Origin of the sequence: Musicola paradisiaca NCPPB 2511, from assembly GCF_000400505.1 — a bacterium.
Classification (GTDB): Bacteria; Pseudomonadota; Gammaproteobacteria; order Enterobacterales; family Enterobacteriaceae; genus Musicola; species Musicola paradisiaca.
This window is the reverse complement of the sequence record NZ_CM001857.1, coordinates 429,903-442,485: the sequence shown is the minus strand read 5'-3', so window position 1 is coordinate 442,485 and position 12,583 is coordinate 429,903. Positions and strand designations below refer to the sequence as shown.

The 12,583-nt window shown below is 53.5% G+C and carries 14 protein-coding genes and 1 pseudogene; 3 read left to right on the top strand and 12 right to left on the bottom strand.

Going from position 1 to position 12,583, the window contains the following annotated elements:
* From DPA2511_RS22320 to DPA2511_RS02010, 8 genes are all read right to left on the bottom strand, one after another.
* Positions 1-274: GTP-binding protein (locus DPA2511_RS22320; protein ID WP_023638111.1), on the bottom strand; the 274-nt coding region annotated here is incomplete at its 3' end.
* Between the two features lie 71 nt (positions 275-345).
* On the bottom strand, positions 346-2,460 hold the full coding sequence (fusA, locus tag DPA2511_RS02040; RefSeq protein ID WP_012764036.1) for an elongation factor G: 2,115 nt from the start codon (positions 2,458-2,460) through the stop codon (positions 346-348).
* Between the two features lie 92 nt (positions 2,461-2,552).
* Positions 2,553-3,023, bottom strand: a complete 471-nt coding sequence (rpsG, locus tag DPA2511_RS02035) for a 30S ribosomal protein S7 (protein WP_012764035.1) — start codon at positions 3,021-3,023, stop codon at positions 2,553-2,555.
* Between the two features lie 96 nt (positions 3,024-3,119).
* Positions 3,120-3,494, bottom strand: a complete 375-nt coding sequence (rpsL, locus tag DPA2511_RS02030; protein WP_012764034.1) for a 30S ribosomal protein S12 — start codon at positions 3,492-3,494, stop codon at positions 3,120-3,122.
* 135 nt (positions 3,495-3,629) lie between these two features.
* Positions 3,630-3,917: a sulfurtransferase complex subunit TusB gene (gene tusB / locus DPA2511_RS02025; protein ID WP_012764033.1), complete on the bottom strand. Its 288-nt coding sequence runs from the start codon at positions 3,915-3,917 to the stop codon at positions 3,630-3,632.
* 9 nt (positions 3,918-3,926) lie between these two features.
* Positions 3,927-4,286: a sulfurtransferase complex subunit TusC gene (tusC, locus tag DPA2511_RS02020; protein ID WP_012764032.1), complete on the bottom strand. Its 360-nt coding sequence runs from the start codon at positions 4,284-4,286 to the stop codon at positions 3,927-3,929.
* 20 nt (positions 4,287-4,306) lie between these two features.
* Positions 4,307-4,696, bottom strand: coding sequence for a sulfurtransferase complex subunit TusD (gene tusD, locus DPA2511_RS02015; protein WP_012764031.1), 390 nt, complete (start codon positions 4,694-4,696; stop codon positions 4,307-4,309).
* Positions 4,696-5,418 (bottom strand): helix-turn-helix transcriptional regulator, encoded by a 723-nt coding sequence (locus DPA2511_RS02010; protein ID WP_023638110.1) that lies wholly within the window; start codon positions 5,416-5,418, stop codon positions 4,696-4,698. The genes tusD and DPA2511_RS02010 overlap by 1 nt, the downstream gene beginning before the upstream one ends.
* 197 nt (positions 5,419-5,615) lie before the next feature.
* Between DPA2511_RS02010 and eptA the strand changes: the two are divergent.
* From eptA to pmrB, 3 genes and pseudogenes are all read left to right on the top strand, one after another.
* Positions 5,616-7,251: pseudogene (eptA, locus tag DPA2511_RS20905) on the top strand (phosphoethanolamine transferase EptA).
* Positions 7,248-7,916 (top strand): two-component system response regulator PmrA, encoded by a 669-nt coding sequence (gene pmrA, locus DPA2511_RS02000; protein ID WP_012764029.1) that lies wholly within the window; start codon positions 7,248-7,250, stop codon positions 7,914-7,916. Before eptA ends, pmrA begins: the two are co-directional and overlap by 4 nt.
* Positions 7,913-8,998 carry a two-component system sensor histidine kinase PmrB gene (gene pmrB / locus DPA2511_RS01995; protein ID WP_012764028.1) on the top strand — a complete coding sequence of 362 codons (1,086 nt, stop codon included), beginning with the start codon at positions 7,913-7,915 and terminating at the stop codon, positions 8,996-8,998. The genes pmrA and pmrB overlap by 4 nt, the downstream gene beginning before the upstream one ends.
* A gap of 137 nt (positions 8,999-9,135) precedes the next feature.
* On the opposite strand, the gene DPA2511_RS01990 is transcribed toward pmrB, so the two are convergent.
* Genes DPA2511_RS01990 through DPA2511_RS01975 form a run of 4 tightly spaced genes read right to left on the bottom strand, consistent with a single transcriptional unit; the run spans position 9,136 to position 12,582 of the window.
* The gene (locus DPA2511_RS01990; RefSeq protein ID WP_012764027.1) at positions 9,136-9,906 is read right to left on the bottom strand and encodes an amino acid ABC transporter ATP-binding protein; all 771 of its coding nucleotides are present in this window, start codon (positions 9,904-9,906) and stop codon (positions 9,136-9,138) included.
* The gene (locus DPA2511_RS01985; RefSeq protein WP_012764026.1) at positions 9,903-10,883 is read right to left on the bottom strand and encodes an amino acid ABC transporter permease; all 981 of its coding nucleotides are present in this window, start codon (positions 10,881-10,883) and stop codon (positions 9,903-9,905) included. Before DPA2511_RS01985 ends, DPA2511_RS01990 begins: the two co-directional genes overlap by 4 nt.
* Positions 10,880-11,767 (bottom strand): ABC transporter substrate-binding protein, encoded by an 888-nt coding sequence (locus DPA2511_RS01980; protein ID WP_026595101.1) that lies wholly within the window; start codon positions 11,765-11,767, stop codon positions 10,880-10,882. The genes DPA2511_RS01985 and DPA2511_RS01980 overlap by 4 nt, the downstream gene beginning before the upstream one ends.
* 20 nt (positions 11,768-11,787) lie before the next feature.
* Positions 11,788-12,582: a deaminated glutathione amidase gene (locus DPA2511_RS01975; protein WP_012764024.1), complete on the bottom strand. Its 795-nt coding sequence runs from the start codon at positions 12,580-12,582 to the stop codon at positions 11,788-11,790.
* Between the last annotated feature and the right edge of the window lies 1 nt (position 12,583).

Here is a 12,583-nt window from a genome sequence, read left to right as displayed (position 1 = left end):
GTTTTTTCACGTAGTCGGCGTGCCCTGGGCAGTCAACGTGTGCGTAGTGACGAGTCGGGGTATCGTATTCAACGTGAGAGGTGTTGATGGTGATACCACGCGCTTTTTCTTCCGGCGCGTTGTCGATCTGGTCGAATGCGCGAGCCTGACCACCGTAGGTTTTAGCCAAAACGGTGGTGATGGCAGCGGTCAGCGTTGTTTTACCATGGTCAACGTGGCCGATAGTACCGACGTTAACGTGCGGTTTTGTACGTTCAAATTTTTCTTTAGACACGGCTATATTCCTTACTCAAATGCTCTTTCCTGACAGAGAGAGCACGGGATCAATGTGTTGTTAAACCCGAATTACTTACCACGGGCTTCAATAACGGCCTGGGCAACGTTGTTCGGCGCATCATCGTACTTCAGGAACTCCATGGAGTAAGAAGCACGACCTTTGGTCAGAGAACGCAGCTGAGTTGCGTATCCGAACATTTCAGACAACGGAACTTCAGCGTGAATCACAACGCCAGTAACGTTGGATTCTTGACCACGCAGCATACCACGACGGCGGCTCAGGTCACCGATGACGTCGCCAGTGTTCTCTTCCGGCGTTTCTACTTCAACCTTCATGATAGGCTCAAGCAGAACAGGATTCGCTTTACTGAACGCGGCTTTAAAGGCGAGAGAAGCGGCCAGTTTAAACGCCAGTTCAGAGGAGTCAACGTCATGGTAAGAACCGAAGTGCAGACGCACGCCGAGATCAACCACCGGGAAGCCAGCCAGCGGACCGGCTTTCAGCTGTTCCTGGATGCCTTTATCAACGGCCGGGATGTATTCGCCAGGAATCACACCACCTTTGATATCGTTGACGAACTCATAACCTTTCGGGTTTGAGCCCGGCTCCAGCGGATACATATCGATAACGACATGACCATACTGACCACGACCACCAGACTGCTTGGCATGTTTACCTTCAATATCGGTAACTTTGGCGCGAATCGCTTCACGGTAAGCAACCTGCGGTTTACCCACGTTTGCTTCCACGTTGAATTCACGCTTCATGCGGTCAACGATGATGTCGAGGTGCAGCTCACCCATGCCCGCGATGATGGTCTGGTTAGATTCTTCGTCAGTCCATACACGGAAAGACGGGTCTTCCTTCGCCAGACGGCCCAGAGCCAGACCCATTTTCTCTTGGTCAGCTTTGGTTTTCGGCTCTACCGCGATGGAGATAACCGGCTCCGGGAATTCCATACGTTCCAGAATGATCGGGTTGTCCGGGTCACACAAGGTGTCACCGGTGATCACATCTTTCAGACCGATAGCAGCTGCGATATCGCCCGCACGAACTTCTTTGATCTCTTCACGTTTGTTGGCGTGCATCTGAACGATACGGCCAAAACGCTCACGCTCAGATTTTACTGAGTTCAGTACGGTGTCACCGGAATTAACCACACCAGAGTACACACGGAAGAACGTCAGGTTCCCCACAAACGGGTCGGTTGCGATTTTGAACGCCAATGCAGAGAAAGGCTCATCATCGCTAGCGTGACGCTCAGCCGGCGTATCTTTACCGTCGTCCAGCATACCGTTGATTGCCGGTACGTCAGTCGGAGCCGGCAGGTAATCGATGACGGCGTCCAGCATTGCCTGTACGCCCTTGTTCTTGAACGCAGAACCACAGGTTACCAGGATGATTTCGTTGTTCAGAACGCGCTGACGCAAAGCACCTTTGATTTCAGCTTCAGTCAGTTCCTCACCGCCCAGATATTTCTCCATCAGCTCTTCTGAAGCTTCTGCGGCAGACTCGATCAAATTCTGGTGCCATTCAGCGGCCAGATCCTGCATATCAGCAGGAATATCTTCATAAGTGAAGGTAACGCCCTGATCAGCTTCATTCCAGTTGATGGCTTTCATTTTCACCAGGTCAACCACACCGGTGAAGTGTTCTTCTGCGCCGATAGCCAACTGCAACGGAACCGGGTTCGCACCCAAGCGCACTTTAATCTGATCAACAACTTTCAGGAAGTTCGCGCCCATACGATCCATTTTGTTAACGAACGCAATACGCGGAACTTTATATTTGTTTGCCTGACGCCATACGGTTTCAGACTGCGGCTGAACACCACCTACTGCACAGTAAACCATCACTGCGCCATCCAGAACACGCATGGAACGTTCTACTTCAATAGTGAAGTCAACGTGCCCCGGGGTGTCGATGATGTTGATACGGTGCGGTTCATACTGCTTAGCCATACCAGACCAGAAAGCAGTGGTCGCAGCGGAGGTAATAGTGATACCACGCTCCTGTTCCTGCTCCATCCAGTCCATGGTGGCGGCGCCATCATGAACTTCACCGATTTTGTGGTTCACACCGGTGTAGAACAGGATACGTTCAGTAGTAGTGGTCTTACCGGCGTCGATGTGTGCGCTGATACCGATGTTACGATAGCGCGCAATGGGTGTTGTACGAGCCATTTGTTTCCTCTATTCCTAGGGCGTTCAAAGTAGTAAACCCAGGCGGGTCAGCCTTTGAAGCGCCCGCCGGGTTATTAACGTCTACGCAGGGATTACCAGCGGTAGTGAGCGAACGCCTTGTTGGCTTCAGCCATACGGTGAACGTCTTCACGTTTCTTCACAGCAGTACCTTTATTGTCTGCTGCATCAGAAAGTTCGTTCGCCAGGCGCAAAGCCATGGATTTATCACCGCGTTTACGAGCAGCTTCAACGATCCAACGCATAGCCAGTGCATTGCGACGAACCGGACGAACTTCAACTGGAACCTGATAAGTAGAACCACCAACACGGCGCGACTTCACTTCGACAGTCGGGCGCACGTTGTCCAGCGCTGCTTCAAAGGCTTCCAGGTGGTCTTTACCAGAACGCTGAGCCAGGGTCTCCAGCGCGGTATAGACGATTGTTTCTGCAGTAGATTTTTTACCATCTACCATCAGGATATTGACAAATTTAGCCAGCAGTTCTGATCCGAACTTCGGATCCGGCAGAATTTTACGCTGACCAATGACGCGACGACGTGGCATGGAAATACTCCGTTGTTAATTCAGGATTGTCCAAAACTCTACGAGTTTAGTTTGACATTAAAGTTAAAACGTTTGGCCTTACTTAACGGAGAACCATTAAGCCTTGGGCTTCTTCACGCCGTATTTGGAGCGGGATTGCTTACGGTCTTTAACACCAGAGCAGTCCAGCGCGCCACGTACAGTGTGGTAACGCACACCTGGCAAGTCTTTAACACGACCGCCACGGATCAGGATCACGGAGTGTTCCTGCAGGTTATGACCTTCACCACCGATATAGGAGGTAACTTCAAAACCATTGGTTAAACGAACACGACATACTTTACGCAGTGCGGAGTTCGGTTTTTTCGGAGTGGTGGTATATACGCGAGTACATACGCCACGTTTCTGCGGGCAAGCTTCCAGCGCAGGGACGTTGCTCTTAGCAACCTTCCTGGCGCGTGGTTTGCGTACCAGCTGGTTAATTGTTGCCATTAAAAACTCCTGGTTTTTGCATTTTGCTTCGTAAACACGTAATAAATCGACCCATATCAGCCCAAAGGCGGAATATAGGGACGCAGAATTTTAGGGCTGGCCGGATAAGGAGTCAAGAAATATACAAAAATGGAATTACCAGGCCAGTTGCCGGGCGTGTTTAACCGTTAATTGCACAAATTCAGTATAGTCGATGAGCTGAATTTCAGTTGAAATTTGGTTCCCCAAACCACGCGCGTCAACATCAGACCGCAACGCATAAACTCGCACGCCGGACTGCTGTAATCGGGACAAAACCGATGCCGCGCCAAGCGCCGCGATCACGCCATCCTGCAACAACAGCACCGCATCACCAACACCCAGACTGTCCAGCAGGGCATCAATATCGGTTTGGTAGGGGGAGTGAGAAAACGTATGCAACATGTCGGGCCCTTAGAATGTCAACACGGCATCATAGGTATTCAATGCGGAGCGCCAGGCGTCCGGCGTCAATAACTCCACGTCCAGCACCCAATTGGTATTTTCCGGAATTCCACGCCGTTGCAGCGATGAACGACAGAGATAACAACGCTCGACATCATACAATGGCAGAACGCCAAAAGTGGCGATGTAGTTACGCATCAGAATGAGATCCGGCTGTTGATGCGGCAGCAGTTGCAACACGCCGTCCGAAATAAAGAACACGCCTATCTCGTCCGTCAACGCCGACATCGCCAGCAACGCATCCAGACCTTCTCGTCCTGCAGCGCTGCCGTGGGGAGGTTGGGTAAAAACGAACGCAACACGCTTCATCGTCAGAGGGCCTCTTCTGGTCAGAACTGGACGACGCGATCGCAGGTCAGCACCGACTGCGACAACTCGCCCAACCCGCTCAACACAAACCCCGGCTGCAGATTATCTGCGGGAAGTCGCAGTTGATCCGCCTGTTGACGATCGGTGACACCGCGCCGCAGCGCCGCCGCCACACACACATTCAACGTAACCGAATGTTCGCTGGCCAGTTGTCGCCAGGCTCGCACGAGATCAAACTCATCATTGGCCGGAGAAGTGAGTTGATTGGCATTCAACACGCCTTCTTGATAGAAAAAAACGCTTTGTAATGCATGCCCCGACGCCAGCAACGCTTGTGCAAACTGAAAAGCACTACTGGCCTGCTGGGTGCCATAGGCAGGGCCGGTGACCAGCAGACAATAGCTCAGCATCAGCGGTCGTGCCCGCTGAAATCGCCGCTTTTGAATTGGCGGATATAGAGGTAGACCGTGTGCTTGGAAATGTTCAGACGATCGGCGACCTGATTAATAGCATCCTTGATATCGAAAATACCTTTTTCGTAAAGGTTCAGCACAATCTGCCGGTTCTTGGCATTGTTGGACACATTACGGTCGGCATTGACCTCTTCGATAGTGAACTCCAGCGTCTGAGCGACCAGGTCATCCACCGAAGAGGCAAAATTGACTGACGAAGCCACTTCCTTGATTTCCGGTGGCATAAAGGTCTGCATGATCTGCGAAAAAGGCACATCCAGATTCATATTGATGCACAACAGCCCAATCACACGTTGCTCGCGGTTACGAATGGCAATCGTGACCGATTTCATCAGTACGCCGCTTTTAGCTCGGGTGAAATAGGCTTTTGAAACGCTACTGTCCTCCCCCGCCATATCATGCAGCATACGCAGCGCCAAATCGGTAATTGGCGAACCAATCTTACGGCCAGTGTGTTCACCATTGGCGATACGAATTGCCGAACACTTAAGGTCATCAAGCGAATGCAACACTATCTCGCAATGATCGCCGATCAGCATCGCCAGACCATCGACCACCGCCTCATAGGATTTCAGGATTTCGTAATCCGTTTGCGTAAACGGACGCTCATCCAGCATATCAAGATCACCGGATTCGCCGTTAACAAGCGAAGTAGACATGGCAGACACCACCCTCAACGTCATCATAATCAATCGTCCCGACAGGCCTGCCAGTCTAACAAAGAAGCCTGACGTCGTCCCTGTATTTCATGGCGGATGATTTTACCGCGCAGGTATACATTTCTTAAGGTTGACTTAATTTATGCTCCCCAAAATGCTCTACAATTCTCTTTTTCTGCATGGATGTCATGGTTGTAATGCGTAAATTTCCTTTCTCTTTCGTTCGTCCCACCTGGAGCAGCCTCACCTACAATCTGGTGTTCACTGCCTTTATCACTGCCATACAAAACATCGCTTATTATCGTCAGGTTATGCATCTGGTCGCCATCGACTCCTGGCGTGAAGTGGTTTTCGTCATGACCATGCCGACCGTCATCTTCGCCGTGCTGAATATTCTGCTGACGCTGATCTTTCTGCCCTGGCTACGCCAGGGCGTACTGGCGATATTGTTGATTGCCGGGGCTGCCGCCCAATATTTCATGATCAGCTACGGCATCATTATTGATCGCACCATGATGCAAAATATCTTTGAAACCAATCTGGCGGAGTCCATGGCACTGGTGACGCCGCAATATATTATCTGGCTGCTGCTGACCGGTATCCTTCCCGCTCTGCTCGCACTGTGGATCCGGATAAAACCGGCATCGCTGACTTGGCTTACTGTCGGCGCTCGCCTCTTTAGCATCATGGTTTCGGTCATCACCATCCTGCTGGTCGCCACTTTCTTCTACAAAGATTACGCTTCGCTGATGCGCAATAATAAAGAGCTGGTGAAATCCCTGACGCCCAGCAACCTGATTTTGGCGAATATTTCCTACTATAAACATCGCGCAGAGGCCAACCTACCGCTGGTGCAAATCGGTCTGGACGCACATCAAAAACCGGCGGCGGCCAATGCAGCGAAAAAGAACCTGCTCATCCTTATCGTTGGAGAAACATCCCGGGCCGGTAATTTTTCACTGGGTGGCTATGCCAGGCCCACCAACCCCCTGTTGAGCAAAGACAACGTCATCTACTTCGGGCAGACGTCCTCTTGCGGCACATCTACCGGCGTATCGGTTCCTTGCATGTTTTCCAATATGCCGCGCTCTGGCTACGACGAACAACTCGCCAGCCATCAGGAAGGGTTGCTCGATATTCTGCAACATGCGGGGGTTAATGTGCTGTGGCAGGAGAACGACGGCGGCTGCAAAGGCGCCTGCGATCGCGTGCCCAATCGTGACGTCACCAAATTGAATACGCCGGGGCTGTGCAGCGGCGGCGACTGCTACGACGATATCCTGTTTGATGGGCTGCAACCAGTTGAACAGCGACGGCATTATCGTCCTGCACACCATGGGCAGCCACGGGCCGACTTATTACCAACGCTATCCGGACGCATTCCGAAAATTCACGCCGACCTGTGACACTAATCAAATCCAGACCTGTTCGCAGGAAGAATTAATCAACACCTACGACAATACCGTGCTTTACGTAGACTATATTGTTGATAAGGCGATAAACACGCTGAAAACGCATCAGGATAAATTTAACACTGCGCTGGTCTATCTTTCCGACCATGGCGAATCGCTGGGAGAAAACGGGGTTTACCTGCACAGCATGCCGTATTCGGTAGCCCCCGAACAACAGACCCATGTTCCCATGTTGATGTGGCTGTCCGGCGATTACCAGCAACAGTTTGCCATCAATGATACCTGCATGCGGAGTAACGCCAACCAGCAGCGCTTTTCTCAGGACAACCTATTTCATACCGTTCTGGGGATGTTTGACATCGAGACTACCGAATATCAGGGCCGGCTTGATATTCTCCAACCGTGTCGGGGCCATTCATGAAACTTTTGATTGTTGAAGACGATGCATTGTTACAGGAAGGATTACTGCAGGCGATGCGCAACGAGGGTTACACCTGTGATTGCGCCACCACCGCCAAAGAGGCCGATGCGCTGATCAACAGTGCCCACTACAGCCTTATTGTGCTTGACCTGGGGCTGCCGGATGGCGACGGACTGACATTGCTGACGCGCTGGCGCAACAATCAACATTCTCAGCCGGTGCTGATCCTCACCGCGCGCGATACGGTGGACGAACGAGTCACCGGCCTCAACATCGGCGCGGACGATTACATGATCAAACCCTTTGCGCTCTCGGAACTGCTGGCGCGGATTCGCGCCCTGATCCGTCGCCATCAGGGTTCCAGCGAAAACCTGATTCAGGTCGACAACATCACGCTCGACCTGAACAGCCAACAGGTCATGCTCGACAGCAAACCGGTTATTCTCACCCCGAAAGAGTTCGCCATTCTGTCCCGTCTGATTCTGAAAGCCGGCTCGCAGGTGCATCGCGAGGTACTGCATCAGGACATCTACAACTGGGATGACGATCCGTCGTCCAACTCGCTGGAAGTTCATATTCATAACCTACGCCAGAAAATCGGTAAAAACCGCATCAAAACGCTGCGCGGCTTCGGGTATCTGTTGACCAAGGATGACCAGCAATGACCCCCGTCCCTGAAGGACAGACCGCCAGCATCCGCACCCGGTTGATTCTGACGCTGGGCAGTATCCTGCTGGTGTGTCAGGTATTAAGCGTGGTCTGGCTTTGGCATGAAAGTGAAGAGCATATTCAATTGCTGGTAGAACAAACGCTGACGGCAAAAGATCTCAACCATGACATTCAGTTTGAAATCAACGAAGCCATCGCCTCGTTAACCATCCCCAGCCTGGTGATGATTATCGCTGCGCTGGTGATGAGCACCCATGCCATCAACCGCATCACCCAGCCATTGCTGACGTTACAGGATGAGCTGCAACAACGTTCTTCAGAAAATCTGGAGCCGCTAAAACAGCGCAGCGATGTCACCGAAATTGCCGCGGTCATCACCAGCATGAACCAGCTTTTTGTCCGTTTCAGCGAATCCTTGCGCCGCGACCGACAATTCGCCTCGAACGTTGCGCACGAACTGCGCACCCCGCTGGCCGGCGTCCGGTTGAGCCTGGAACTGCACGAACAATTGCACCATATCGACTGCCAACCATTGATAAAGCGCGTCGACTACCTGACCAAAGTCATCGAACAGCTTCTGTTGCTGGCCAGAGTCGGAAACGCGCTTGCCGCCGGGCATTACGACAACGTATCGCTGGTCAACGATGTGATTACACCCAAACAGGAAGAACTGCTGGAAATGGCGGCGCTGCGGCATCAGCAGCTTGACTGGCAATGGGATACCGCGGCGGGAACGGTGCCGGGCAATACAACCCTGCTCCAACTGCTACTGCGAAATCTGGTGGAAAACGCTTATCGCTACAGCCCGGAAAGCAGCACCATCCGGGTACGGATCATTCATCTTGACGACGATAGCTGCGAATTGCGGGTAGAAGATGAGGGCCCCGGCATTGACGAAGCCCAGGTAGGCGAACTGACCAAAGCGTTTGTCCGCATGGACACGCGCTACGGTGGGATCGGGCTGGGCTTGAGCATCGTCACTCGTATCGTCCAACTGCACCACGGCGAATTCTTTCTTGAAAACCGGAAGGATTGCAGCGGCACCTGCGCCCGCGTGGTGCTGCCTACGCATCTCTGATTCTGGGCCGAGCCCCACCAAACGGCGGTGAGCATGATTGGCCAACGCGGAAGAACTTCCGGCCCGCCGATATTGTCTTGACCAACGCTATCAACAGGCCGGAAGTGGACACACCCGGAGTCAACCGATATCCCGGCTCAGATAAAACGACTAAGGAACGCCTGAGTACGCGGGTGGCGAGGATTACTCAGCACCGCTTCGGCGCTGCCTTGCTCCACCACCACACCCCCATCCATAAATACCACCCGATCGGCCGCTTCCCTGGCGAAACCAATTTCATGGGTAACGACGATCATCGTCAGTCCCTGCTCCGCCAACGTGCGCATGGTGGCCAAAACCTCCCCCACCAGCTCCGGATCAAGCGCCGACGTCGGTTCGTCAAACAGCATCAACCGCGGTTTGACTGCCAGCGCGCGGGCGATCGCCACCCGTTGCTGCTGGCCGCCGGACAAATGGCGAGGCCAGGCGTCAATCTTATCGCTCAGCCCAACGGTGGTTAGCAGCTCTTTCGCATAACGAACCGCTTCCTCTCTGGGCTGTTTATGCACGCCGATCGGCGCTTCGATAATATTCTGCAGCACTGTCATATGGGGATACAGATTGAACTGCTGAAACACCATGCCGATCTCCTGGCGCTGCCGTGCGATACGGCGGGGCGACAAACGATGCAGGCGGCCGTGTTTCAGTTCGTAGCCAATTTGTTCTTCCCCCACCATGATCGAACCGGCGTCCATATCCTCCAGGTGATTGATACAACGTAAAAACGTCGATTTACCCGAGCCGGAAGGCCCCAGAATCACCACCACTTCACCTGGATAGACATCCAGATCGATCCCTTTCAGGACATCATTATCGCCATAACTTTTCTGGACATTGCGGGCACGTACCAACGGCGTGATATCGCTCATGCCTCCTCCTTCTTCATCCAGGGCTGCCCGGCGACGGCAGACACGCGCTCCTGTTCCTGGCCCGACGTTTGTCGCCGTTTGCCGACCGACACCGTGCGGCGCGAGCCGCGGGCGTAATAACGTTCGATCGCCGACTGGCCGACATTCAGTATCGAAGTAATCAGCAGATACCAGATCACCGCCACCATCAGCATCGGAATAATTTCGAAGGTTCGGTTATAGATGGCCTGCACCGAATACAGCAGGTCGCCCATAGCGATGACGCTCACTAACGAGGTCGCTTTGATCATGCTGATTAACTGGTTGCCGGTCGGTGGGATAATGGCGCGCATCGCCTGGGGAATAATAATGCGACGCAGCGCCCGCACCCGGCTCATACCGAACGCCTGCGTGGTTTCTATCTGCCCTTGATCGACCGACAACAGCCCAGCGCGGATAATCTCCGCCATGTAAGCCGCTTCGTTCAACGCCAGACCGGCGATAGCAGCGGTCAGCGGCGTAATCAGATCATTGGTTTTCCAGCTGATGAACGTTGGGCCGGTAATGGGGATCGCCAACGAAATGGTCGGAAACAGCGTGGACAGGTTGTACCAGAAAATCAGTTGCACCAGCAGCGGCGTCCCCCGGAAGAACCAGATATACAAACCAGACAACCCACTCAGCAACCGGTTGTCCGACAAGCGGGCCACCGCCAACAGCAACCCCAACGCAACACCGAGCAGCATGGCGATAACCGTCAGCCCCAGCGTGACCTCCAGCCCTTTCATCACCGAACCTTCGGTAAACCACTGCACCACGACTTGCCATTCAAAGTTGGGGTTGGTCGCCACCAGCCAAAAAAAGTCGGCGGCGACCAGCGAAACCACAATCCAGGAAACCAGACGCCCATAGCGCGGCGCGCTGTGGGCAAACGCCACGTCACGCGCCTTTACATCAGCATTTTCGCTGGTTCGAGAATCCGTGGCGTCGTCAATCATTTTGCCGCCCCCTTCGCCAGATTCACTCCCGGTTCGGCGATAGTGTTATTGTCCAGCTTCCACTTTTTCATGATGGCGGCGTAAGTGCCGTTTTTAAACAGTTCCTTATAGGTGTCCAGCAGCACTTTCCCCAGTTGCGAATCCTTCGGTACGACCGAGCCCTGGAAAATATCGCCGAAACCGTTTTTCTTGCCGACGGCGGTCAGTTCAAGCTGGCCATTGGCCTGATCCACGAAATACACCAGCGGAGCCTGAGAAGAGAAAAATGCATCAGAGCGCTTGGATCTTACGGCCAAAATCGACGAAGGCTGATCCGTAAACGACTGCACCGTTACCGCGGGTTTACCGGCATCGGTACATACTTTGGACTGCTGGCGGATGACCTGTTCAGCGGAACCGCCAGCCATCACCGCGATACTTTTGCCACAGGTGTCATCCAACCCATTAATTTTTTGTGGATTGCCCTTCTGCACGGCAAACACCACGAACTCCTGTACGTAGTCGATGAAGTCATTCTCTTTTTGACGATCCGGGTAATCACCCACCGGGCCAATCGCCATCTGATACCGGCCGGACTTAATCCCCGCCAGTACCCCGGACAGACCGCTTACCGTCGCATGTTCAATCTTGACCCCCAGCAATTGTCCCACCGCTTCGGCCAGATCGGCGCTGGCGCCATCCATCTCGGTCGGGCTTTTGACAATCTCATACGGAGGGAAAGAACCATTATTAACCGCAACGATTTTCCCGGCTTGTTTGATATCGTCCGGCAGACGGTCGTGCAACGCCTGATCCACCTTCTGTACCGGAATACTTTCGGCGGCATAACCGACGCCAGTCACCATTCCCAGAGCCAAAGCCAGTGCGTAGGCACTCTTCTTCATCATAAATATCTCCCTGTCTATTATTGAGTGTTTAATTCAGGACGAGCAAAACGACGATTCTTCAAAACCGGCAGCGCATCACGCGCCGAGGCGATACGTGCCGGGTCAAGCTCAGCCATCACCAACGCCGAACCTTCAGCAGCTTTAGCGATAGACACGCCCAGCGGATCCACCACCATACTATTACCAATATTGCGCGGCCCGCACTCACCGACCGCCACCATATAACAGGTGTTCTCCAGCGCGCGAGCCGTGACCAATACGTCCCAGTGCATCTCTTTAAGCGGCCCTTTTACCCAGGCGGCCGGCAGCACCAACACATCGGCGCCGTCCAGCACCAGCCGGCGAGCCAGTTCAGGGAAACGCACGTCATAACAGGTCATCAATCCCACTTTCATCCCCGCGACATCCACCAACGGCGGCACCACATCGCCCGGCGTCACTCGTTGCGACTCCTGCATGGAGAAGGCGTCGTAAAGATGCAATTTGTCGTAGCGAGCGACAATCTCACCATCACGGATGGCAATCAGCACATTCAACGCGCGCTGATTCTCCGTCGGCACATGCACGCTCATCATGGTCGTCAGCTTATTGCCGCGGCTGGCCGCCAACAGCTGGCTAACGAACGGGCCATCCAACGGTTGTGCCGCTTTCAGCACCAAATCCGGATCGGCGATATCGCGCGCCAGCACGCCTTCCGGCATCACCAGCAGATCGGCGCCGGCCTCAAGCGAACGGGCCATCAGCGACAAACAGATATCGGCGTTTTCTTGCCATTCGCGACTGACGGCAAATTGTCCCATGGCTACTTTCATG

Excerpts from the sequence above, each read along its gene's own strand:
- fusA (WP_012764036.1), bottom strand. The coding sequence starts at position 2,460 with ATGGCTCGTACAACACCCATTGCGCGCTATCGTAACATCGGTATCAGC.
- rpsG (WP_012764035.1), bottom strand. The coding sequence starts at position 3,023 with ATGCCACGTCGTCGCGTCATTGGTCAGCGTAAAATTCTGCCGGATCCG.
- rpsL (WP_012764034.1), bottom strand. The coding sequence starts at position 3,494 with ATGGCAACAATTAACCAGCTGGTACGCAAACCACGCGCCAGGAAGGTT.
- tusB (WP_012764033.1), bottom strand. The coding sequence starts at position 3,917 with ATGTTGCATACGTTTTCTCACTCCCCCTACCAAACCGATATTGATGCC.
- tusC (WP_012764032.1), bottom strand. The coding sequence starts at position 4,286 with ATGAAGCGTGTTGCGTTCGTTTTTACCCAACCTCCCCACGGCAGCGCT.
- tusD (WP_012764031.1), bottom strand. The coding sequence starts at position 4,696 with ATGCTGAGCTATTGTCTGCTGGTCACCGGCCCTGCCTATGGCACCCAG.
- DPA2511_RS02010 (WP_023638110.1), bottom strand. The coding sequence starts at position 5,418 with ATGTCTACTTCGCTTGTTAACGGCGAATCCGGTGATCTTGATATGCTG.
- pmrA (WP_012764029.1), top strand. The coding sequence starts at position 7,248 with ATGAAACTTTTGATTGTTGAAGACGATGCATTGTTACAGGAAGGATTA.
- pmrB (WP_012764028.1), top strand. The coding sequence starts at position 7,913 with ATGACCCCCGTCCCTGAAGGACAGACCGCCAGCATCCGCACCCGGTTG.
- DPA2511_RS01990 (WP_012764027.1), bottom strand. The coding sequence starts at position 9,906 with ATGAGCGATATCACGCCGTTGGTACGTGCCCGCAATGTCCAGAAAAGT.
- DPA2511_RS01985 (WP_012764026.1), bottom strand. The coding sequence starts at position 10,883 with ATGATTGACGACGCCACGGATTCTCGAACCAGCGAAAATGCTGATGTA.
- DPA2511_RS01980 (WP_026595101.1), bottom strand. The coding sequence starts at position 11,767 with ATGAAGAAGAGTGCCTACGCACTGGCTTTGGCTCTGGGAATGGTGACT.
- DPA2511_RS01975 (WP_012764024.1), bottom strand. The coding sequence starts at position 12,582 with ATGAAAGTAGCCATGGGACAATTTGCCGTCAGTCGCGAATGGCAAGAA.